General features: G+C 46.7%; 16 protein-coding genes and 2 tRNA genes. 5 read left to right on the top strand and 13 right to left on the bottom strand.

Annotation, left to right across the window (positions count from 1 at the left end; genetic code table 11):
- The first annotated feature begins 29 nt into the window (after positions 1 to 29).
- Positions 30 to 818 (top strand): MBL fold metallo-hydrolase, encoded by a 789-nt coding sequence (locus JFC06_RS11485; protein WP_198335163.1) that lies wholly within the window; start codon positions 30 to 32, stop codon positions 816 to 818.
- 62 nt (positions 819 to 880) lie between these two features.
- Here the strand turns inward: JFC06_RS11485 and JFC06_RS11480 are convergent.
- The 7 genes from JFC06_RS11480 to leuS all read right to left on the bottom strand — a co-directional run bounded on the left by JFC06_RS11480 (position 881) and on the right by leuS (position 9,950).
- Positions 881 to 956 (bottom strand) — tRNA-Lys (locus JFC06_RS11480).
- Positions 957 to 1,115: 159 nt separating this feature from the next.
- A tRNA-Lys gene (locus tag JFC06_RS11475) sits at positions 1,116 to 1,191 on the bottom strand.
- 337 nt (positions 1,192 to 1,528) lie between these two features.
- Positions 1,529 to 3,526 carry a MacB family efflux pump subunit gene (locus JFC06_RS11470; protein ID WP_198335162.1) on the bottom strand — a complete coding sequence of 666 codons (1,998 nt, stop codon included), beginning with the start codon at positions 3,524 to 3,526 and terminating at the stop codon, positions 1,529 to 1,531.
- A gap of 116 nt (positions 3,527 to 3,642) precedes the next feature.
- Positions 3,643 to 4,974, bottom strand: a complete 1,332-nt coding sequence (locus JFC06_RS11465; RefSeq protein ID WP_198335160.1) for an efflux RND transporter periplasmic adaptor subunit — start codon at positions 4,972 to 4,974, stop codon at positions 3,643 to 3,645.
- A 217-nt stretch (positions 4,975 to 5,191) separates the two neighbouring features.
- Entirely contained in the window at positions 5,192 to 6,268 is a 1,077-nt protein-coding gene (gene holA, locus JFC06_RS11460; RefSeq protein WP_198335172.1) for a DNA polymerase III subunit delta, read from the bottom strand.
- A gap of 160 nt (positions 6,269 to 6,428) precedes the next feature.
- On the bottom strand, positions 6,429 to 7,145 hold the full coding sequence (locus JFC06_RS11455; RefSeq protein WP_227670130.1) for an LPS-assembly lipoprotein LptE: 717 nt from the start codon (positions 7,143 to 7,145) through the stop codon (positions 6,429 to 6,431).
- Between the two features lie 63 nt (positions 7,146 to 7,208).
- On the bottom strand, positions 7,209 to 9,950 hold the full coding sequence (leuS, locus tag JFC06_RS11450) for a leucine--tRNA ligase (RefSeq protein WP_198335159.1): 2,742 nt from the start codon (positions 9,948 to 9,950) through the stop codon (positions 7,209 to 7,211).
- A 207-nt stretch (positions 9,951 to 10,157) separates the two neighbouring features.
- Between leuS and JFC06_RS11445 the strand changes: the two genes are divergently transcribed.
- Complete coding sequence (locus JFC06_RS11445; protein WP_198335157.1) at positions 10,158 to 10,535, top strand: Spx/MgsR family RNA polymerase-binding regulatory protein; 378 nt, start codon at positions 10,158 to 10,160, stop codon at positions 10,533 to 10,535.
- 42 nt (positions 10,536 to 10,577) lie between these two features.
- Here JFC06_RS11445 and JFC06_RS11440 read toward each other — a convergent pair whose 3' ends face one another.
- The 6 genes from JFC06_RS11440 to JFC06_RS11415 all read right to left on the bottom strand — a co-directional run bounded on the left by JFC06_RS11440 (position 10,578) and on the right by JFC06_RS11415 (position 18,060).
- Complete coding sequence (locus JFC06_RS11440) at positions 10,578 to 10,811, bottom strand: hypothetical protein (protein ID WP_198335155.1); 234 nt, start codon at positions 10,809 to 10,811, stop codon at positions 10,578 to 10,580.
- Positions 10,812 to 10,820: 9 nt separating this feature from the next.
- On the bottom strand, positions 10,821 to 11,732 hold the full coding sequence (gene argB / locus JFC06_RS11435; RefSeq protein ID WP_198335153.1) for an acetylglutamate kinase: 912 nt from the start codon (positions 11,730 to 11,732) through the stop codon (positions 10,821 to 10,823).
- A gap of 197 nt (positions 11,733 to 11,929) precedes the next feature.
- Positions 11,930 to 13,732: a phosphohexomutase domain-containing protein gene (locus JFC06_RS11430; RefSeq protein WP_198335152.1), complete on the bottom strand. Its 1,803-nt coding sequence runs from the start codon at positions 13,730 to 13,732 to the stop codon at positions 11,930 to 11,932.
- Between the two features lie 161 nt (positions 13,733 to 13,893).
- Positions 13,894 to 14,358, bottom strand: coding sequence for a dUTP diphosphatase (gene dut, locus JFC06_RS11425; RefSeq protein WP_198335150.1), 465 nt, complete (start codon positions 14,356 to 14,358; stop codon positions 13,894 to 13,896).
- A 135-nt stretch (positions 14,359 to 14,493) separates the two neighbouring features.
- Positions 14,494 to 15,897, bottom strand: coding sequence for a magnesium transporter (mgtE, locus tag JFC06_RS11420; RefSeq protein ID WP_198335148.1), 1,404 nt, complete (start codon positions 15,895 to 15,897; stop codon positions 14,494 to 14,496).
- A 129-nt stretch (positions 15,898 to 16,026) separates the two neighbouring features.
- Positions 16,027 to 18,060: a UvrD-helicase domain-containing protein gene (locus JFC06_RS11415; RefSeq protein ID WP_198335146.1), complete on the bottom strand. Its 2,034-nt coding sequence runs from the start codon at positions 18,058 to 18,060 to the stop codon at positions 16,027 to 16,029.
- An 811-nt stretch (positions 18,061 to 18,871) separates the two neighbouring features.
- On the opposite strand from JFC06_RS11415, the gene ndhC reads away from it, so the two are divergent.
- From ndhC to nuoC, 3 genes are all read left to right on the top strand, one after another.
- Entirely contained in the window at positions 18,872 to 19,495 is a 624-nt protein-coding gene (gene ndhC, locus JFC06_RS11410) for an NADH-quinone oxidoreductase subunit A (RefSeq protein ID WP_198335144.1), read from the top strand.
- A 178-nt stretch (positions 19,496 to 19,673) separates the two neighbouring features.
- Positions 19,674 to 20,342 carry a NuoB/complex I 20 kDa subunit family protein gene (locus tag JFC06_RS11405; protein ID WP_193005618.1) on the top strand — a complete coding sequence of 223 codons (669 nt, stop codon included), beginning with the start codon at positions 19,674 to 19,676 and terminating at the stop codon, positions 20,340 to 20,342.
- A gap of 148 nt (positions 20,343 to 20,490) precedes the next feature.
- Positions 20,491 to 22,266, top strand: coding sequence for an NADH-quinone oxidoreductase subunit C/D (gene nuoC, locus JFC06_RS11400; protein WP_198335143.1), 1,776 nt, complete (start codon positions 20,491 to 20,493; stop codon positions 22,264 to 22,266).
- Positions 22,267 to 22,295: the final 29 nt, after the last annotated feature.

Below are 22,295 nucleotides of genomic sequence, written 5' to 3'. Positions count from 1 at the left end.
TACAAATATAAGCCAGTCAGGGATGATGAATGAGTTCATGTGAAATTGTACGCTTAGAAGGATATATTCAAAACACTTACCTTGCTGTGTATCCCAATAAGATATTATTGCTGGATGGTGGCTGTCGCCCTGATGTCGCGATGGTGCTAGACTACATCAGGCTTACTTTGCAAAGACCCATAACGGATTTAAAAGTAGTCGTAGTCACTCACATGCACCCTGATCATGCAGGCGGTGCCCATAAATTTAGAGAAAAAACAGGCTGTCTGATTGTGTCTGCAGATAAGTCGCGTCAGTGGTACAGTGGTCTTGGTGGACGTGCCATGCACTTTGTGGATATGAATCTTGCTAACTACGTGGCAAGACGTCAAGGTCGATCTCTCACAAATCTATATTATCCAGCACACCTCAAACCCGATGTTAGGGTTACAGAGGGTGAGTGTGTGCCAGAATTTGCGGACTGGCAGATACTTGAGACGCCAGGACATACTGACCGTGATCTCTCTTTATTTCACGTACCAAGTCGGCAGGTATATACGGCTGATTTGATTATTAAGCTGCGACATAAATTCGTTGCCCCTTTTCCCATTTATGACCCTAAAATTTATATTAAGTCGCTACAAAAAATCAGAGACTTAAAACCTTCGATGGTGATGATGGCACATGGCGGTGAGCTGGCGATAGATGAGGCAACTTTTGATAAGCTGATCGCCCAAGCGCCTAAGCATCCCCGTACGATTAAAGATACCATTAAGCATAAGCTGCTGTGGCGCAAAGATGCTGACTTTAGCGTTTTTAAAAGACGCCGTAAAAAATAAAATAAAGCAACAAACAGAAAAAAGCCCAGTCACTATGTGATAGTGACTGGGCTTTCTAAATATGGTGGGCCGACCGCGACTCGAACGCGGGACCAATTGATTAAAAGTCAACTGCTCTACCAACTGAGCTATCGGCCCTGAGAAATATAAAAAAGCAGTGCTTTTTTAGCTTCGCAAGATAAACTTCCTTAAAGGGAGGTTTATTGAAACTAGACATTTAAACAATGTCTTAAAAACTTTAATTTATCCTGTTAATGCCGAGTAGGGCAGAACACATGATAAACATCATACTAAATATGGTGGGCCGACCGCGACTCGAACGCGGGACCAATTGATTAAAAGTCAACTGCTCTACCAACTGAGCTATCGGCCCTGAGAAGCGTTAAAAAATTGTATGACAATTTTAGCTTCGCAAGATAAATTTCCTTAAAGGGAAATTTATTAAAACTAGACATCTAAACAATGTCTTAAAACTTAATGCTTTATATACTGAGTTATCAATAATAAAAGAGACAGTAAGCTTGCTTCAGCGTTTAAAGAGTTTGTATCCCTAAACGTGAGAGCACATTATATATATTATTATGACAATTACAACCCCGTATTATAAAAAAAGTGCAAATCTCACGTAAAAACCTGTCTTTTTTTAGAATTTCGTTATTAAATCTCTTTTAAGCGCTTATATTTGGACCAAAAGCGTTAGTCATTAGCGGCTAGTCTCTAGAAAGTGCTTCAACGGGATCCAATTTTGCGGCATTACGGGCAGGCAAGAAACCAAAAATAACACCAATCAAAGTTGAGCAGACAAACGCGGCAATGATGGAGGTCGGTGAGTAAATAACTTTGAAACTATCACCGCCAACACGATTGATTAATTCGCCAACGGCAAAGGCCAAGCCAATCCCAATTAAGCCCCCTAAAATACACACCAAAACGGCTTCAATCAAAAACTGCTGCATGATATCGCTTTGGCGTGCACCGACGGCCATACGCACCCCAATCTCGTTGGTGCGTTCGGTCACTGATACCAGCATGATATTCATCACACCAATACCGCCGACCACTAAAGAGATGATAGCGATGGAGGAGATTAATAAAGTCATTGCCGTCGTCGTAGACTCAATGGTTTGGCGAATAGAGTCTGAGTTGCGTATACGAAAATCATCGGTGCCGTGGCGACTTTCCATCAACTGAGAGATGGCAGACTCAGCGGCTGAAGAAGATATGTTGTCATTAATGAGGGCGACAAAACTTTCAATATTATTGCTGCCTTTGATACGCGACATCATCGTGGTATACGGCATATAGAGTGTCGGTGAATCAACGCTTCTACCAAAGCCACTATCATTGGGCGCAAGGACACCAATCACCCGACCTGGGACGCTGCCTATTAATAAAACCTCACCGATGGGATTGGCATTATCTGGAAAAAAGGTTTTTTTGGCGTTATCGTCGATAATAATGTCTTGCGTACGGCGTAACATACTTTGCTCATCAAAACCTTGGCCTTGAACCAAGGTCTCACCACTGACACTAAGATAATCTTGACCGACACCACTGACGCTAGCCGCTTCTTGTATGTTGCGATAGCGCACATTTAGATTGGCATCAAGCTGAGGACTCACACTGATGACATAGGGCTGGTCTGCGATCGCCTGAGCGTCTTGTGGGGTTAAGTTTTCATCATTGTACTGGCGTCTTGGGTCGCCATAAGGATAGCCGTCACTGACGGTAATGGTGTTGGTGCCAAGAGAGCTGATATTGGTCAGGATTTGCGCCTGTGAGCCTTTGCCTAGCCCTACGACTGATACGACTGATGCGATACCGATAATAATACCAAGCATGGTCAAAAGGGTGCGCATTTTATGAGCACGCATCGCTAGTAAAGACATTTTAAACGCTTCAAGTAGGCGATCGATAAAGCTACTAAAGGCGCTTTTGCGATTATTGTCTAAAATGGGCTCAGGTTGTATGTGGGTTTGCTGATAATGGTCGTTTTTATAATCGGCAATCACGTAGCCGTCTTTGAGCTCAATCACACGCTCGGCTTGCGCGGCAAGTTTTGGGTCGTGCGTGACCATGATGATGGTATGACCTTGATTGTTTAGGTCATGCAATATCTTCATAACATCGTCGCCAGACTTGCTATCAAGCGCCCCCGTGGGCTCATCTGCTAAGATAATATCACCACCGTTCATGAGCGCACGCGCAATAGACACACGCTGCTGCTGCCCACCTGAGAGCTGATTAGGACGGTTGTGGATTTTGTCTGCTAATCCTAAATCTGCTAACAGTTTTTCGGCGCGTTCGCTACGAGTTTGTCCATCCATACCAGCATACACCGCAGGGACAGAGACGTTGTCTTGGGCGCTAATATCACCAAGCAAGTGGTAACGCTGAAAAATAAAACCAAAATGCTCACGGCGTAGCTTGGCCAGCTCATCCGCGTCTAAGCGATTGACTGACTGTCCATATATTTTGTATTCACCGGCAGTGGCTTGATCCAAGCAGCCTAAGATATTCATTAAGGTTGACTTACCAGAACCGGACTGACCGATGATAGCAACCATCTCGCCTTGATTGATGGTTAGGTCGATATCATGGAGCACGCGAATGGTTTGCTCACCTGCTTTAAACTCTCTGATTAGTCCTTTGACCTGCATCAATGGCACGTCTGCTGCAATATTAGGGCTTGGGTCTTTGGTACTCATTTACGCTGCTGCCTATATCAATACTGCTTATATAATTGCTGTTAAAAAAAGTGAGAAAACGTTTATCCATTAAGGTAAATGCACAAAGGTGAAAGCAAAGTTTTTGTACTTAAGGATTAAAACGGTCTACCACCTTTGGGACCTTGTCCTTTCGCCGCACTCTCTTCGCTTAGTATCACCTCATCACCTTTGTTGAGACCGCTTAAGATTTCTACATTGACGCGGTTATTAATACCCGTTTTCACGATTTGTTCAACCACTGAGCCATCCGCTTTTAAAACGCGAACTTTAGCCATTTTTGTGTTGGGCTCGTCGTTAGGGCCGACTGTCTGTTGGGGCTTATCAAGGGGCTGCAGGGCAGCGGCAGGAATCAGTAAGGCATCTTTTGCTTGATTGATGACGATGTAAACCTGTGCCGTCATATCAATACGAAAGCGCCGATCGGTATTGGGCACCTCGATATAACCGACGTAATAAATAGCAGCGTCGGTTGAGCTGGTGTCGCTAATTTGTTCAGGGGCCGGCTCAATTGCTTTGAGTACAGCGTCAAATTTTTGATCAGGATTACCAATGATATTGAAATAGACGGGCATACCAGCGTTGACATTGATGACGTCTGCTTCAGAAATCTGAGCGTTGATACGGACAGTGGATAAGTCTGCTAACGTCACGATAGTGGGGGCCGTTTGATTGGCGTTGACGGTGGTGCCTTGCTCGGTGGTAATCGATACCACGGTGCCTGATATCGGGGCACGGATCGTGGTGTAACTGAGGTCTTCTTCAGCAGTGCTCACGTTGGTTTGCGATTTGCGTAAAGCGGCTTGCTGACTTTTGATATTGGCCTCGGTAGTAGCAATGGCGGCCTTAGCGGTATCGATAGCAGCACGAGCATTGGCAACAGCGGCTTTTGCGGTTTCAACGCTAGTCGCTTGCGTGTCATACTCTTGCTGAGAGATGGCATCGATAGCGACTAAGTCCTGCAAACGAGCAAAATCTGCTTGTGCTTGCTTCAGCTCAGACTGACGACTGGCAAGGTCGGCATAGGCACTCTTTAAGCTGGCTTGGCGGCTTAACGATTCTGCTTGAGCGCTTTGTATCGCGGCTTGGCTTTGCTCAAGGCTGGCGCGTTCATTGCTTAAGTTATTTTTTTGTGTGACTTGATCGATTTGGGCAATCAGATCGCCTTGCTGTACCTCATCACCAACCTCAACGTAGAGGCGTTTCACTTCCCCTGAAACCTGAGCACCGACATCGACCGTGTTTAGCGCTTTGACTTTGCCAGACGCCATCACATTATTTTCGATATCGCCAATCTCAGCCGTTGCCGTTAAGTAGTTGGGGGTGGTTTCTTTGGGTTTTAAGAAGGTATAGGCTAGTGCCCCTAGTGCTACGACAATTAAGGCGACGACTCCCCATTTAACAGCAGATTTTTTGCTCATTTTGCGCATGACAACTATCCAATCACAATTAAATCAAGTGTAGCTATAGTAGAGGCTTCATAGGCAAAAGGGAATGGTAATTAGTTTAAGAAAGGTTAAGGCAATGTCGGGGCGGTAAAAATATAGAAATGGGGTTGATGCTAACTCACAGATAGGGAAAATACAGTCAGTTGAAAATAAAATCGATACGTTGATATCATCGTGCGAATGGGAAAGAGGGCTGCACTTATCTTGTGGTAAACAAACGCTTGCCCGATAATTCAAGCGCTGCCTGTAATAATAACTCCCACGCGGGCTGGCGAATAAGACCTTTGATGGCTTGGTCACAGCGATACAGCAAGGCTGGCCATTCGGCAGTTTGCGTTTTTGAATGCCTGCGGCACGCCTGTTGGTACAAACCTTGTTTACTGCGCCAAATCCCAAGTGCTTGAGGGTCTTGACCGTCCGTTAACTGTATAATTTGACGCATATCTTTGCTGATTGCCCACAACACCAAGGTGGTGGGTTCATCGGTGGCTTTTAGCTGAAACATAATTTTGGCAACTTGGGCGCTGTTACCTGCCAGCATGGCATCCGACAAATCGAACACACTAAATTGAGCATCACTGACCAGCGCGGCTTGTAAGTCTTTAATGTCCAGCGCCACGTTTGTCGTAGGCGGTGTAAGCGGACTCGTCTCCTGTCTCGAGTCATCACTGTTGCCGACTAGCTGCGGGGCAAACAAATAAGACAGTCGCCATAGTGTCTGATAAGCACTAAGTAAATGGTGCTCGGTATGTGACATCAGCAACTGCCAAGCATCTTGAGACAGCTTTAAACCAAACTGCTGCGCTTGTATCTGTAACAGTTGCTGGCGCTGCTGCTCGTTGTACAGGTTACAGTCAATGACATGACCATATTGAGCAAAAGGGGCAAACCACTTGCTGCTCTGACTGCGCTTATCTTGTTTGGGTGTAAGCCATAATAAACTATGACTGTGCGCCCCTGTTTGGGCGTCTTGCGCAAAGCTCGTAAGCTCGGCAATGACCGCTTTATCAGGTTTGTGATTACCCGTCACAATTAAGGCACTGGCATCGTCAAATAAAGACTGGCTTCCCAGCTCTGACAGTACTTCTTGCCAGCTTTTAACCGATATCAGCTCTATACGCTTGATCGCGTAATTCTGCGCCCGCCAATGTGGCCGCATGGCATCGATAAGCCACTGACTCAGTAATGGCTCATCACCATGCGCTAGCCACAAACCAGCGACCGCAACGGAGGGTTGCAGCAGCTTTGGATAGGCCTTTATAAAAGTATCTTGCATAGAGTGGGGTACACAGATTGGTGAGCGTGTCATACCAATCTCAAAAATATGATGAGCGCTGTCAGACTCGTTTAGCCTACTAAAAGTAGGGCTGACACGCGCTTTTTTGTTGATCAAATTTTTGAAAATGGCATCATTTAATAATAGTATTGATTAAATATTATGGTGTTGGCATCACTACGACCGTAGGCGCCGTCTCTTTACTCATCTGCACAGCGTTGTGTGTGGCAGGGGGGACTTTAGGTAGAGAGATAGCGACATATTGATCCGTGATACGGCGAGCCAAACTGTCATACAGCCAATCGCGAATCTGATCGCCTTGCTGATCATCGGTACTAACCGACGCTTCATTGTACTGATAACTACGCTCGACTTGGATAGCATTGGTCAGCGTAACCGGCTTACCGTTTTCTATCGTTTGATAGCTGACATCCGCTGATAAGACCAAGCGGATTTCTGTCAAAACCCCGACCAGCTCATAACGTTTAAAACGTACGTTGCTGACCTTGATGGCAGCCATCGGTTCAGCGCTCGCTTGTTGATTATTACTAGCAATATTGGCCGCCGTCATATTTTCAATGACATCGACCCCTAAAGTTTCTAGGCGCTGTGTTAAGGGCAGTTTAAGCGGAAAGGAGGTGCGATTGTCTTCGATAATCACCGCTGTTTTGGCGACGTTAAGCAGCATCGGAGCATCATAGCCCCGTAGCTGAAAGCCGCAACCACTCAGACCAGCCGTTGCCCCCAGTACCGCAAACATGGGTAGGGCCGCCAGTAGCGCTGTCGCTAGTTTTGATCCACCTGATTGGTGAGCAAAATGGCTGAGTTTGCTTAATCTGGTTTGACGTGACTGCTCAGCTCGACGCTTATACGACATAATCGCTATCCTCATTTATAGAAGGCTTAGAGTCCTAAGCCTAAAAGTCTTCGCCTAAGACACTTAGCCTGCAACCACGATATTAACCAATTTGTTAGGAACAACGATTTCTTTTTTGATCTCGCCTGTCAGGAATTTTGCCACTCCCTCCATTGTCCGCGCTTGCGCTTTTAACTGCTCTGGATCACTGTTTGGTGCCACATCCATCTTACCACGCATTTTACCGTTGACCTGTACCACCATCGTGATCGTGTCCTGTACAAGCGCACTCTCATCGACAGCTGGATAGTTCAATGTCAATGTATCAAGCCCTAGCTGCTCAAGTAAATGCTCACCAATGTGCGGGGCATATACTGATAGCATAATCAGCAAATCCACCAAGGCTTCGTGTTGTACTTGCAGGTCTTGCTCATTATTGGCTTTAAAGCCGGATAGCTCATTGGCAAGCTCCATGAGACTAGAGACTGGCGTGTTCAATGCCAAACGATCACCCAAATCATTATCAATCTTGGCAATGGTCTCATGCGTCTTACGACGTAAGTTTTTGGCTTCTTTGCTTAAACCGTCTGTACTTAAGGCGTCATTGGTTAGCGACTCTACGCTTAAATTTGCAGCAGTAAGCGCTTGCATGTGATCGCTTGCAATGCGCCAGACTTTTTTCACAAAGTTATAAGGGCCTTTTAGGGCATCATCTGACCATTCTAGCGTTTGGTCAGCAGGGGCCGTAAACAAAGTGTATAAACGCACCGTGTCCGCGCCATACTTATCAATGGTTATTTGCGGATCAACGCCATTGTTTTTTGACTTAGACATTTTTTCGATTTTACCAATCGTCACAGGCTTACCATCTAACTTTAAGATGGCTTTGATTGGTTGACCGCGCTCGTTGTAATCAATATCGATGTCTTCTGCAAAATAATACGTGGTACTGCCATCCGCATTGACGCGGTAAAAAGTACCAGCGAGTACCATGCCTTGAGTCATGAGATTAGCAAATGGCTCATCACCGGTGACTAAATTCTCATCACGCATGAGCTTGTGGAAGAAGCGCGCATATAATAGGTGCATCACGGCGTGCTCCACACCGCCTACGTATTGATCGACAGGCAACCATTTACTGGCAGCAGACTTGTTGACCATGTTTTGTGCATCGTCTGGGCTGGCAAAGCGTGCGTAATACCAGCTTGATTCGACAAAGGTATCAAAGGTATCAGTTTCACGCTCAGCCGGATTGCCGCATTTAGGGCAAGTGGTGTTGACAAACTCTGGAATATTTTTGAGTGGGTTACCACGGCCATCAGGGACAACGTCAGTCGGTAAGACAACTGGCAAATCTTGCTCTTCAACAGGTACGGTACCGCAATGCTCACAGTTGATCATTGGGATAGGGCAACCCCAATAACGCTGGCGCGATACGCCCCAGTCGCGTAGACGGTACTGAATTTTTTTCTTCGCCAACTCTTGTGGCTCAAGTTTGGCCAGCATTGCCTCAAACGCTTGCTCAAAGTCCAATCCGTCAAACTCACCTGAGTTGACCAAGGTGTTACGTTCGGTGTAAGCAAGGTTGGCCTGAGTATCATTTGCCTTGGCGTCTGCTTCTATCTCATCAAAATAACCCTTCGGAATATCGATCACTTGTTTAACAGGGAGGTTGTATTTGGTCGCAAACTCATAATCGCGCTCATCATGAGCAGGAACCGCCATGACCGCGCCTGAGCCATAGCTCATGAGTACATAGTTGGCAACCCAAACAGGCACTTCTTCGCCAGTCAGTGGGTGCGTCACGGTGAGACCTGTGTCCATACCGATTTTTTCGGCTTTGGCCAGATCGGCTTCCGCCACTGAGCCTTTTTTGCAAAGGGCACAGAACTGCGCAATCACATCATCTTTTTCAGAGGCGTATTGCGCAAGTGGATGCTCTGCCGCGACGGCGACGTACGTCACGCCCATTAAGGTATCAGGACGAGTGGTAAACACATCTAGGGTGTTTTTTTCACCCGCAAGCTCATAAGGGAAGTGGACTTCCATACCAGCACTGCGGCCGATCCAGTTGCGCTGCATGGTCAGCACCTCTGATGGCCAATGACCTTCTAGTTGGTCCAAATCATCCAATAGCTCATCGGCATAATCGGTGATGTTAAAGTAATACATAGGGATGTCGCGTTTTTCGACAGCAGCACCACTACGCCAGCCTTTACCGTCGATGACTTGCTCATTGGCTAAAACCGTATTATCAACCGGATCCCAGTTGACCGTGGCAAGTTTTTTATAGACTAGGCCCTTTTTGTACAACTGTAAAAACAGCCACTGCTCCCATTGATAGTACTCAGGGCTACAGGTGGCAAATTCACGTGACCAGTCGATTGATAGACCCAGTAGCTTGAGCTGTGCGCGCATGTTGTCGATATTGGCAAATGTCCATGCGGCAGGCGGCGTTTGGTTGGCAATCGCAGCGTTTTCTGCTGGCAAGCCAAAGCCGTCCCAGCCCATTGGCTGCATGACTTCATAGCCTTTTAGGCGGTAATAACGGCTCAAAACATCAGAGATGGTGTAGTTACGCACGTGGCCCATATGCAGCTTGCCGCTTGGATAAGGGAACATAGACAGCATATAACGACTTGGTTTGTCGCTTGGCTCATTACCCACTTCAAAGCGCTTGTCTGTTGCCCATTTGGTTTGCTGCGCCGCTTCAATCAGCTGCGGTTGGTACTGGGCATTCACATTAGAGTGGTCGTTAGAAGTATTATTGGTAATGTCATTAGCATTGTTAGTATTAGATTGGTCTGCTGTCACGGCGTTGCTCATAGTCGGCTCGGAATTGGTTAATACAGATAAAAATAGGTGGAATTTGACAATGCCATAGCATAGCGCAAATTGGCAAAAATTGCGACGATATGATGTGGTTGCTTATGAGGTTTATGGCAGAAAAAGGCCTTAGAAATGATAGACTGTCTCTATTTATTCAGCCTTGGGTATAATAAGACAGACAATGATCATTGACGAGGAACTTATATGACCATCACCATTTACGGTATCAAATCTTGTAGCACGATGAAAAAAGCGGTTACTAAGCTGGATGAGTTAGGCATCCCTTATGATTTTCACGATTATAAAAAACAAGGCATCGACAAAGACACGCTACAACGCTGGGTGGATGAGTTGGGTATTGATAAAGTACTCAATAAGCGCGGCACGACATGGCGCAAGTTAGAGGATAGCCAAAAGCAAGCAGCTGATGCCAGTATGGACAACGCGATAGACTTGTTAGTCGCAAACACCAGTATGATTAAACGACCGATTGTAGAAGGACAAACTGAAGGTAAAAATCAGGATCAGCCAATATTGCTGTGCGGCTTTGATGAAGCCAAGTTTGATGCCACTTTTTTATAACTTTTATAAAAGAACATCATAATAAGCATGATAAAGCCCGAGCTAGTAGCCTCTTAGCTCGGGCTTTATTGCGCCTACAACAAACCAAATGACGCTGGCGAGCCAAACAATGAGCACGTACAGACGGATTTGTTCTGCGCTCCAATCTAGGGCAAACCACTCAATGAGAAAAAATGACTTCCAACCCTCGACCCATTTTGCGCCGCCATAGCCAATAATCCACCCGCAATACAGGCTTTCTAGGATAAAGATTAGACACCATAGCCACAGCGCCATTGTTTACTCCTAAAGCAAGGCTGCATCCAAGTCGCGACTGATGAGCGTGCCAACCCCTTCATTGGTAAAAATCTCCAGCAAGGTGGCATGAGGCACGCGGCCATCGACAATAACGGCACTTTTAACGCCACTACGTACCGCATCAAGCGCACACTGAATTTTAGGGATCATACCGCCTGATATCGTGCCGTCCTCAATTAAGCTGTCGACTTTCTTTGGCGTGAGTCCAGTCACCACCTCACCATCACGACCGAGCACCCCTTTGATATTGGTCAGTAGCATGAGCTTTTCTGCTTGTAAAAACTCAGCCACTTTACCCGCGACTAGATCAGCATTGATATTATAAGTGTTGCCTTCACTATCGACACCAAGCGGGGCGATCACTGGGATAAAGTTGGATGAGATTAGCATGTTAATCACGTCTTTATTGACGCTAACGACGTCACCCACGAACCCTAAGTCGACGGGTACTGCCACCCCATCTGCGCCGATTTTTTCCATCATCAACTTTTTGGCCGTAATCAAGTTGGCATCTTTGCCAGTCAGACCGATGGCGCGGCCACCGTGCTTATTGATTAAGCTCACGATAGATTTGTTGACGCTGCCGCCCAACACCATCTCGACGATATCCATGGTGTTTTTGTCGGTGACGCGCATCCCATCGATACGGTCTGACTGACGGCCCAGCTCTTTTAACAAGTTATCAACTTGTGGTCCGCCGCCATGGACGACCACAGGATGCATACCTACGGTTTTTAGCAAGACGATGTCGCGGGCAAACGAGCTCTCAAGCGCAGGGTCAGTCATGGCATTGCCGCCGTATTTGACCACAATCAACTTATCGACAAAGCGCTGAATGTAGGGTAGAGCGGTGGTCAATACTTCAGCGGTAATTTTGGCATCATCTAAGTTAAGCGTCATTACAAACTCCTAAAGGACAGGGTTAAATGGATGGGTGGTTTGGGCACAGTGTTTGCGAAGTGTAAGCAAAACATATTCCAGTAGCACAAGGATATGAACGTATCGATTTTACTTTTAACGGATTGTATAGTTAGGTCACTATAAAAGAGACACAGCTAGACTGCTATCAATTTTTCTTGGAAGCGTTTTGGCGCGGTCTACTCTGCAGGAATAGCGACAATTTGCTCTGCCAGTTTTTTATCAAATGGCCGACATAAAGTGGCAAATGTCGCTTGAACCGCTTTGAGATCTGTTAAGCTGTTGCCCGCAAAGCGTGCGGTCAAATGATGGCTGGTATTTGATTGACGCACCACCCCAAAACCATGCGCAAAATCCAAACGCACGCCATCGATACAGCTTAGCTTTGTTCCGACTGGCAGCAACCGTCTCGCTTGCTCGAGCGTCAAGTGTTGTCTGTGCGCTGAACAGTGGCAAAGCGGGGGTGAACACGCATTCAGCAAGTCAAAGTCATGGCTCGAATCCACTGATTGGGCCGCTTCCACGAGCTGGCGTAGATACTGACAAAGTCGGGCCAACTGCTCTATGATTGAACAATCTGTCGGTCTCGTCTTTGGCACTGGTAGATAGTGGTCAGCGGTACTCACCATATCAGGTAACGTGTGAGTAATGTCCGCTAGTACTTTTTTACCCCCGTGCTCGTCAGCAGCTGATAACCAGTGCAGCAGTCGCAATGCGGCATACATGGCGTCATCATAAACGATAAAGCGGCGGTCGTTAAATATAAAATGCCCTGAGAATTCCCCAGCAAAAATAATTTGACTGGGAGACTGCTGCATCTGTTGACGCATAAAGCTGCTACCCGTCTTACTGACCACGGGCACTGTACCAAGCTCAGACAGTAGCTTTGGCAAATGATGAGAGCATTTAATATCAAAAAGGATTTGCGAGGTAAGTTGTGAATCAGCTAAAGCGTCAGGACAGGCGGACAGTGCTACTTGGGCTAACAAGTAAAGCAGGTGATCAGGCATGACCACTTTACCGTTGTTATCCACCACCATCAAACGATCGCCATCTCCGTCAAAGGCTATCCCTATATCGGCTTGATGAGCAACAACGCTCTGCTGTAATGGTATAAGACGGTGAGGTTCGGTAGGATCGGGATTGCCAGCGGGGAAATTGCCGTCTGGTGTGTCGTTGAGCATAATAACTTGACGGCAAAAACGCTCAAACAAACGCTGAGCGACATTGCTGGTCGCCCCATGCATACAATCAATCACTACCACTAAGTCAAGTTTGGCAGATGAGTAGTAAGTATCCTTAGGGTGCTGTTTATGGATTGGATAGATTTGCTCAAACACTTGGGCAATGGCATCAATATAAGCTGTTGCGACTTGCTCGTGAGGTAAGACAGTCTGATGGCCGGTAACAGGCACAGCAGTGTCTATGCAAGGCGTACGGTGTTCTAGCTTCACTTTTTGCTTATCGCTTGGATGATGGGCAGCGCTATCTACTAATTGCTGATACAGCATCTGGATATCGGTGCCGCTTGGGGAGCGATGGTCTATTAACCACTTGATTCCTAAAATGTCTTTGGCAGAATGACTGGCCGTCACGATAATGCCATGACCCTGATATTGCTCTGCCCAAAAAACCATCATTGGGGTGGTCACTAGGTTTAGTTGGACCACGTGTAAGCCATGCTGAGTCAATATATCAGCCAACCTATGAGCGATAACGTCACTACCGCAGCGCACATCATAGCCGATCACGATGATGGTTCTTTTAGAGTTAATAGTTTTAGAGTGAACAGTTTTAGAGCCAACAGTTGGCGTCAGTGAGCGGCTGTTGGCAGAGACGTCTTTTGAACCGCAGTTTTGCTGATGATAAAGCTCGGCAAAGGCAAGGCCCAATGCGGTTACAAAACGAGCAGTGAAGTGCTGGCGTGACCCACGAATATCATAAGCACGAAATAAGCATTGCTGCGCAGCAAAAGACGGCATTGCTTATTCTCCTTACTATCATGATTAATATTGTCGTGAACAATGTTGTCGTGGTTATTGATACCGCTACTCATACAACTTGAGTGTTAACTTTAATAATTGTCAATGGCGATGTCTATCTAATCTAATCACCGCTACTGCTTAGCAGTGACTACTAACCGCTACTGACGTCCTGAATGGCCAAAGCCGCCAGCACCGCGAACGCTTTCATCACTAAATTCTGAGACGACCTCAAACTCAGGACGAGCGACCGGCACCACGATATACTGAGCCATGCGATCGCTTGGATTGAGGATAAAGTCTTCGTTGCTGCGATTCCAAATACTGACCATAAGCTCACCTTGATAATCTGCATCAATCAGCCCAACCAAGTTACCCAAGACGATACCGTGCTTATGACCGAGACCTGAGCGCGGCAAAATCATACCCGCATAATTAGGGTCTTGGATATAAACGGCGAGGCCGGTGCCGATTAAGTGCGTGGCACCCGCTTTAATCGTCAAAGGCTTATCGATGCAAGCCCGCAAGTCAATACCTGCACTACCATCAGTGGCGCGAGTAGGAAGAGAAAACGCTTTATCTTCGGTGATTTTAGGGTTTAAGACTTTCACTTGTACAGCTTGCATAACGCACTCACTTAACGATTTAATGGTTTTATAAATAGAACAAATTTAACTTTTTAATACAAATAGACAGTATGCTTTTAAGGCAAAAGCAAGCCCCTGTTTTTAGATTACGGTCTTTAGGTTACTGTTTTTAGACTACAGTATCAGCACACTTGCTAAGCCCAAGAAAGACATAAAGCCGACAATATCCGTCACGGTGGTTAGGATAACCGAGGCAGATAATGCAGGGTCAATATTCATGCGTTTTAGCAACAAAGGAATACTAATACCAGAGACGTTCGCTGCCGTCATATTAATGGCAATGGCAAAGCCGATGACTGCACTGATTTTAATGTCATGAAACCACAATTGGGCGATAAACGCCATGATTATCGCCCATATGATACCGTTTATCGCGCCAACCCACAGCTCTTTATTGAGTAGCCACAAGCGGTTAGAGCCCCCGATTTGACCCATGGCCATACCGCGGATCACAACAGTGAGTGTCTGCGACCCTGCAATACCGCCCATGCTCGCGACCACGGGCATGAGTATCGCCAGCGCCACCACTTGTGCTAACACGGCTTCAAACTGCCCAATTACCGCAGCGGCTAAAAGGGCAGTACACAAATTAATGCCTAGCCAAACACTCCGACTTTTCGCGCTGGTCAAAATAGGTGCAAACAGCTCTTCATCTTGACTGACACCAGCTAGGTTTTTCATGGTGCTGTCGACATCATCTTGGATAATCTCCATGATGTCCTCACCATTTAATTGACCCACCAACTCGCCATAGCTATTAATAACGGGCGCAAAGCGAATGTCTTCTGATCGAAAAATCGCGGCGGCATCTTGAATGTCTAAGCGATCATTAATAGTGACGGCCGTATCAATCAGCTCTGAGACTAAGGTGCTTTGGTCGTGTTTAATCAAATCAACCAGACTCAGTAGTCCGAGTAACTGCTGGCTTTGATCGACCACCAACAGCTCTTGGCTCTCATCATCGAGTAATTCATCATTTTCTCGGAGCCAGTTTTGTACTTCAGCCAGACTCACACTGTCGCTTACCTGAATCAGGTCAGGATCCATATAACTACCAACTTCCCAGTCGGCATAGGTGTCGAGCTTATTCACCTGAACGCGAATGTCTTCATCCAAGGTGGCCATGACTGAGGAACGTACGCTCTCGGTCACGGTATCCAAAATCTCGGAGATGTCTTGAGCATCAAGGTCTTGGGTAAATAAGGAGATTTCCTTGGAGGAGATGTTTTCCATCAGTGGCTGACGGGTATCAAACTCTAGCTCAGCGAGCACCTCACCCTTTATGTTTTCAGGCACTTGCGCCCAAATCAACAGACGATTTTGGGTAGGAAAAGACTCTAGCAGGTTGGCGATTTCATACTCTGACTGCCGTTCTAAAAATTCAGTAATCGCCTCATAAGCCTTATCAGCAACCAGCCCCTGTAAGTACAGGAGCTTATATTCGGCGCTATATTCTGCCGGATTATAGTCTCCCGGTAGCACTGATGGTCGTTCCTGATCGGGCGTAGAGCTAGGCATAAAGGTTCCAGAGTTTTTAAAAGGTACAAAGTTTTTAACAGAGGTAATAAGGGCAAAGCCTAAAATGTTTGATTAAGCCATAAGCCGCCAATTGACTTTTGACTTTGCGATCAAGCACTGAGCCGAACGCTAGCGTTTACCCAATAATGCTCGAATATTGGCCAAATACTCATCAGCGACTTTTTCAGGGTCTTTGGTGGCTTTTTTCTTTTTCGCCTTGGCCGGCCAGTCAATATGATCTTCTGGCAGCTCCTCTAAAAAACGTGACTCTGAGGTAACGCGCATTTGACCACCTGCACGGCGCTGGGTGGCGAGCGTCAAGGTTAGCTCACGGCGCGCACGGGTAATACCTACGTACATCAAACGCCGCTCTTCTTCGACCGTTTCGCTCAAGATAGAGTTGCGGTGCGGCAGCATCTCCTCCTCAAGCCCCATGATATAAACGTAATCAAACTCTAGGCCTTTTGCCGCGTGCAAGGTCATCAGATTGACTTTATTGGTATTCTCTTCTTCTTGCTGTTGCTCGAGCATATCAAGCAATACCAGCTTACGAATGATGGTATCAATCGTCCGATCTTCGTCTTCTTCCGCGCGATTGATCAACGACTGGATGCTGGTGTAGAGCATATCGATGTTATCGATGCGGTTTTTTTCTTGTTGCGGCGTTTTGGCATCACTACGGACAAAGTCAATATAGCCCGTCTCATCGATCATCTGGCGCACAATAGGCACAGGGTCGGGGTGTTGATCGAGCTCGCGCGTATAGTGCTCAATAAACTCACCAAATTCTTTTATCGTGCCGTAAGCCTTTGATGGCAAGACATGCGTCAAGCCAGCATGAGTACAAGACGCTAGTAGCGAGATGCTGTGCTCTTGGGCAAACAAGCCCAGCTTCTCAAGCGTAGCAGGACCCATGCCGCGCTTTGGCGTGTTAATAATCCGCAAAAACGCACTGTCGTCTTCAGGATTCAAGATCAAGCGCAGATAACCCATGATGTCTTTGATTTCACTACGCGCAAAAAACGACTGACCGCCGGATAACTTATAAGGCACTTGCAGCTGCCGCAATTGTGCCTCTAACATACGCGCTTGAAAGTTACTGCGATAAAGGACGGCATATTGCTCCCACTCATTCCCAAAACGCAGTTTATGTGTGACGATTTCTTTGGCCACACGCTCGGACTCATCATCGTCGTTACGGCAGTTGATAATACGGATTTTTTCGCCTTGGCCTTTATCTGACCACAGTTTTTTCTCAAACAAATGCTCATTGTTGAGAATGACCGCGTTGGCCGAGGTTAAAATACGCGTGGTTGAGCGGTAATTTTGCTCAAGCATGACGATTTTGAGCTTTGGAAAATCTTCTTTGAGTAGCGCCATGTTTTCAGGCTTGGCCCCGCGCCACGCATAGATAGATTGGTCATCGTCACCCACGACCGTAAAACGCCCTTGCGGCCCGACCAAATATTTGATCATTTCATACTGAGCGGTGTTGGTATCTTGATACTCATCGACGAGCAGATAGCGGATACGGTTTTGCCATTTGTCACGCAACTGCGCATTTTCACGCAGTATTTTCGTTGGCAGTACAATCAAGTCATCAAAATCAACCGCGTTATACGCGCGTAGGTTGCGCTCGTATAGGGCATAAAGGGTCGCAAAAATCATGTCTTCCGGATCGTCTAACGTTTCCATTGCCTGATCAGGCTCAATCAAATCGTTTTTCCAATCCGAAATCATCTTGATCGCTTTACCCACCAGCTCACGACTCTCAGCGCCGCTCAAGTTATCGCGCATCATCAGCTCCATGAGCAAACGCTTACTGTCGTCGCTGTCCATGATAGAGAAGTTGCCCTTAAGCGGGGTATGAATCAGCTCGTAGCGTAAAAACTGTAGGCCAAATTGGTGAAAGGTGGACACGGTCAGTCCACGCATTTTTTCGCTTGGCAACAGTTTACTGACACGGGCTTTCATCTCGCGTGCCGCTTTATTGGTAAAGGTCACGGCAGTGATGCGCTCCGCTGGCATGTCGCACTCTTCGATCAGATAGGCAATCTTGCGCGTAATCACTGACGTCTTACCGGAACCTGCACCTGCTAGCACAAGCAATGGCCCGGATACGTAAAGCATGGCCTCGGTTTGTTTGGGATTAAGTTGACTCATAACGTGACCTGTAAGACAAAAGCAAAAAAGTGGGGTGCGCTGATAACATCATAGCTAAATGCAGGCGGCGTGTATCATTAAAATGGATATCGTGACGTTTTTAATAAAAAATCACATCATAAGGGTAAGAGGATTTGTGACTCAACGACAATATAATGATAGTAAGCCATTGAATTTAGGTTGGCTATTATAAAGCAAAAACCGTGACTTTGGGGAGGAGTTGGGTGCTGAATCCGTGCGTTAAAGCCGCCGATTGAGGTCTTAGAAAATGAGGAAAACCGCTACTGCAACCGCTAGGGGCTAAAAGTGCGGATTTGGGGTTAATATAAGGTAACGTCTATATCATAACTTATGGTAAAAAAAACACATTTTTTTTGCAGATAAAGTGACCGTTCAATACAGTTAAAAACTAGCTTTTGGGCGCTGATATGCGTATAGTACGTAAATAATTTATGCCAGTTGTCACGTCATGATTGACCACGTGTAATGAGCTATTAAATCAATTAAGTAAACCTCGGATATGATATTGATTTAATACGTTGATCTTACGTTGTTAGGAGATGCGTTAGGCGACCAGCCTTTTATCCGCGCATACCGGAATATCTACAGTTGGTCACGTCTGACATCGTCGTCAATAAGCTTGATAATTGGTTGTTACCAGCACAGACCCTAAAATAGTAACTTAAATACAGTGGCTCAATGACAGTCGCTTTGTATTTTTGTCTGCGTTATGCCTATCGCTAGATGGCCTTAAAATAGGTCATATTTACGCTGGGCTTAACACTCGATTGGGTGAGGAGCACGTATTATCATGTCTGCTTTTAATTGGTCAGCCATTGCTTTTATCTTAGCCGCCATTGGGCTAGTTGTCTTTATGCTGGCCGTTCCGCGTTTGCTTGGTGGTCGCTCTCAAGGTTCACAAAAAGAAGAAGTATTTGAAGCGGGTGTTGTCGGATCTGGCAACGCCCGTATTCGTTTGTCTGCCAAATTCTACTTGGTGGCGATTTTCTTTGTTATCTTTGATCTAGAAGCGCTATATCTTTACGCTTATGCGGTGTCAGTGCGTGAAGCGGGCTGGCTTGGCTTTGCTGCTGCCGCCGTCTTTATTACCATCTTAATCATCGGTTTGATCTATGAGCTAAGCTTAGGTGCGATGAACTGGGCCCCAGCTGACAAGCGCCGTAAAAAAGAACGTCTGTATGCCGCGCCCGCAGGCTTTAATTTGGCAGACATCACGGGCTTTGATGGGGTTGATGAGCTGATGGTTGATCCGACGGGCAAAATACCAGCGCAGTCCTCAGGACAAATTAATGTCTCAAACAATATTGAGACCAATCGCCGTCACCTACAAAACATCGATCATATTAATACCACCGGTCATGTCACTTCCGTGGATTTTGTGTCGTCTGCTCCGCGTGATAACGTTGGGCGTTAGTGGCTAACGGTCTCGTCAGGCTTTTTGTAGCGGATAAAGGCTGTTAGCAGAGACAGGATGACGCCGTCATGTTTGTCTATTGAATGTATATTAATGATCATTTATTCATAATAGAAGTTAAGGCCGTCGTGATGGCAAGGTGTTTGCCACGCGACGCCTAATATAAAGGTTGTATGTTATGAAATACACATTAACAAAAGCCAACCCTGATGCAGATACCTATCCTGCACAGACCAGTCAAACGGTCAACGATCCTATCGAAGATGAAGTCAATAAAAATGTCTTTATGGGTCGTCTCGAAGACCTCGTCCATTCGACAGCAAACTGGGGGCGCAAGCACTCGCTCTGGCCATTTAACTTTGGTACGTCTTGCTGTTATGTCGAATATGCCACGACCTTAACAGCGGTCCACGATTTGTCTCGCTTTGGGGCAGAGGTTATTCGTGCCTCGCCCCGTCAGGCAGATGTCATGATCGTCGCTGGTACTTGCTTTATTAAAATGGCGCCTGTCATTCAGCGTCTATACGAGCAAATGCTTGAGCCAAAATGGGTCATCTCTATGGGGGCCTGTGCTAACTCTGGCGGTATGTACGACATTTATTCTGTGGTACAAGGCGTCGATAAAATTATCCCCGTAGATGTTTATGTGCCAGGCTGTCCGCCGCGCCCAGAAGCCTTGATTCAAGGGTTAATGCTGCTACAAGAGTCCATCACCAAAGAGCGCCGCCCGCTTGGCATTCATGTCAATGAGCAGGGTGTGTATCAGCCGCAAATGACGCCTGAGCGTGACCGTAAGCAAGCGGATCGTATCGCTGTGAAAAACTTGCGTAGCCCAGACAGTATTTAGTCAGCCGGTGTTTAGCCAGTGATGGTTTAAGCGGGCAGTTTGGCTCGATAATTAAAAATCCCTAAACGGGTTAAGTGTGCATACGCTCATCATAGTTCGCTTATGTTTAACATAGCTCAGTTATGATTAATGAAGGAATACATCATTCATGGTCACGGTAGTCGAAAATATAGATCCTAAGATTCAGCCTGTTCCAGCTGTTATCAAAGAGTTGGAAGATAAGTATGCTGGCAAGTTTGTGATACAGCACACTGTGGATGAGATTCCAACAGTTTGGGTCGCGCGTGCTGATTTACTAGACATTCTCTTGTTCTTGCGTAAATTGCCCAAGCCCTATGTCATGCTATTTGACTTGTCTGCCATCGACGAGCGTCTGCGCCAGCATCGTGGCGGCTTGCCTGACAGTGATTTTACGGTGTTTTATCATCTGATGTCGCTTGAGCGTAATAGTGATATACGCATTAAAGTGGCGCTGAGTGAAGATGATCTCAATGTGCCGAGCGCCACCCAGATTTGGCCAAATGCCAATTGGTATGAGCGCGAAGTGTGGGATATGTTCGGTGTGGTCTTTAGTGGTCACCCCCATTTGACCCGCATCTTATTACCCAAGTATTGGGAAGGGCATCCACTGCGTAAAGAGTATCACGCGCGTGCGACGGAGTTTACGCCGTACTTCTTGAACACAGCAAAGCAGCAATACGAGCAAGAGAACCTGCGTTTTGTCCCAGAAGAGTGGGGCATGAAGCGCTCAGGGCGTGATGAGGACTTTATGTTCTTGAACATTGGTCCTAACCATCCCTCGGCTCATGGTGCGTTCCGTTTGGTGTTGCAGCTGGATGGCGAAGAAGTGGTCGATTGTATCCCTGACATTGGCTATCACCATCGCGGCGCAGAAAAGATGGCTGAGCGTCAAACGTGGCATTCATACATTCCTTATACTGACCGTATCGATTATCTCGGCGGTGTGATGAATGAGCTGCCGTACATCATGTCGGTCGAAAAGCTGGCTGGTATTACGGTTCCACCGCGCGCTGAAACCATCCGCGTGATGATGAGCGAGTTTTTCCGTATTACCAATAACCTACTGTTTGTCGGTACTTTCATTCAGGATGCAGGCGGCATGACCCCGGTGTTCTATATGTTTACCGATCGCCAAAAAGCCTATGACGTCATCGAAGCGGTGACCGGTTATCGTATGCATCCGGCTTGGTTCCGTATCGGCGGTACGGCGGCTGATTTGCCGCGCGGCTGGCAGCGTTTGGTCCGTGAGTTCTTAGATTGGATGCCAAAACGCTTGGACGAGTACGTCAAAGCGGCATTGCAAAACAGTGTGCTTAAAGGCCGTACCCAAGGTGTGGCACAATACAATGCCAAGCAAGCGCTGGCGTGGGGCGTCACTGGGGCAGGTCTACGTGCCACCGGCGTGGACTTTGATCTGCGTAAAGCACGGCCATATATGGGCTATGAAAATTACGATTTTGAAGTGCCAGTTGGGTATAACGGTGACGCTTATGATCGCTGTATGGTGAAAGTCGAAGAGATGCGTCAGTCGTTACGTATTATTCGCCAGTGTATGGACAACATGCCACAAGGACCTTACAAGGCCGATCACCCTCTGGCTGTACCACCGCCAAAAGACCGTACGCTAAACGATATTGAGACACTGATTAACCACTTTATCTCAGTATCGTGGGGACCTGTGATGCCAGCGGGCGAGTGTACGACGATCGTCGAGGCGACCAAAGGTTTGAACAGCTATTACATTACATCAGACAAAGCCACGATGAGCTATCGCACGCGTATTCGTACGCCGACGTTTGCCCATTTGCAGCAAATGCCGTCAGTCATCAATGGCTCGCTTGTATCCGATGCTATTATGTATTTGGCGTCGATTGATATTGTAATGGCGGATTGTGACCGTTAGCGTTTGTGAAAAAAGAGATATTAATCAAT

The sequence above is a fragment of the Psychrobacter namhaensis genome (assembly GCF_016107545.1).
GTDB classification, from domain to species: Bacteria; Pseudomonadota; Gammaproteobacteria; order Pseudomonadales; family Moraxellaceae; genus Psychrobacter; species Psychrobacter namhaensis.
The sequence above is the reverse complement of the archived record's forward strand: the minus strand, read 5'-3'. Positions and strand labels throughout refer to the sequence as shown.

What these genes read in the sequence shown, in the direction of transcription:
- ndhC (WP_198335144.1), top strand. Translation starts at nt 18,872, where the DNA reads ATGTCTGCTTTTAATTGGTCAGCCATTGCTTTTATCTTAGCCGCCATT.
- JFC06_RS11465 (WP_198335160.1), bottom strand. Translation starts at nt 4,974, where the DNA reads ATGCGCAAAATGAGCAAAAAATCTGCTGTTAAATGGGGAGTCGTCGCC.
- JFC06_RS11405 (WP_193005618.1), top strand. Translation starts at nt 19,674, where the DNA reads ATGAAATACACATTAACAAAAGCCAACCCTGATGCAGATACCTATCCT.
- JFC06_RS11470 (WP_198335162.1), bottom strand. Translation starts at nt 3,526, where the DNA reads ATGAGTACCAAAGACCCAAGCCCTAATATTGCAGCAGACGTGCCATTG.
- leuS (WP_198335159.1), bottom strand. Translation starts at nt 9,950, where the DNA reads ATGAGCAACGCCGTGACAGCAGACCAATCTAATACTAACAATGCTAAT.
- holA (WP_198335172.1), bottom strand. Translation starts at nt 6,268, where the DNA reads ATGCAAGATACTTTTATAAAGGCCTATCCAAAGCTGCTGCAACCCTCC.
- JFC06_RS11440 (WP_198335155.1), bottom strand. Translation starts at nt 10,811, where the DNA reads ATGGCGCTGTGGCTATGGTGTCTAATCTTTATCCTAGAAAGCCTGTAT.
- nuoC (WP_198335143.1), top strand. Translation starts at nt 20,491, where the DNA reads ATGGTCACGGTAGTCGAAAATATAGATCCTAAGATTCAGCCTGTTCCA.
- JFC06_RS11485 (WP_198335163.1), top strand. Translation starts at nt 30, where the DNA reads ATGAGTTCATGTGAAATTGTACGCTTAGAAGGATATATTCAAAACACT.
- dut (WP_198335150.1), bottom strand. Translation starts at nt 14,358, where the DNA reads ATGCAAGCTGTACAAGTGAAAGTCTTAAACCCTAAAATCACCGAAGAT.
- JFC06_RS11415 (WP_198335146.1), bottom strand. Translation starts at nt 18,060, where the DNA reads ATGAGTCAACTTAATCCCAAACAAACCGAGGCCATGCTTTACGTATCC.
- mgtE (WP_198335148.1), bottom strand. Translation starts at nt 15,897, where the DNA reads ATGCCTAGCTCTACGCCCGATCAGGAACGACCATCAGTGCTACCGGGA.
- JFC06_RS11430 (WP_198335152.1), bottom strand. Translation starts at nt 13,732, where the DNA reads ATGCCGTCTTTTGCTGCGCAGCAATGCTTATTTCGTGCTTATGATATT.
- JFC06_RS11455 (WP_227670130.1), bottom strand. Translation starts at nt 7,145, where the DNA reads ATGTCGTATAAGCGTCGAGCTGAGCAGTCACGTCAAACCAGATTAAGC.
- JFC06_RS11445 (WP_198335157.1), top strand. Translation starts at nt 10,158, where the DNA reads ATGACCATCACCATTTACGGTATCAAATCTTGTAGCACGATGAAAAAA.
- argB (WP_198335153.1), bottom strand. Translation starts at nt 11,732, where the DNA reads ATGACGCTTAACTTAGATGATGCCAAAATTACCGCTGAAGTATTGACC.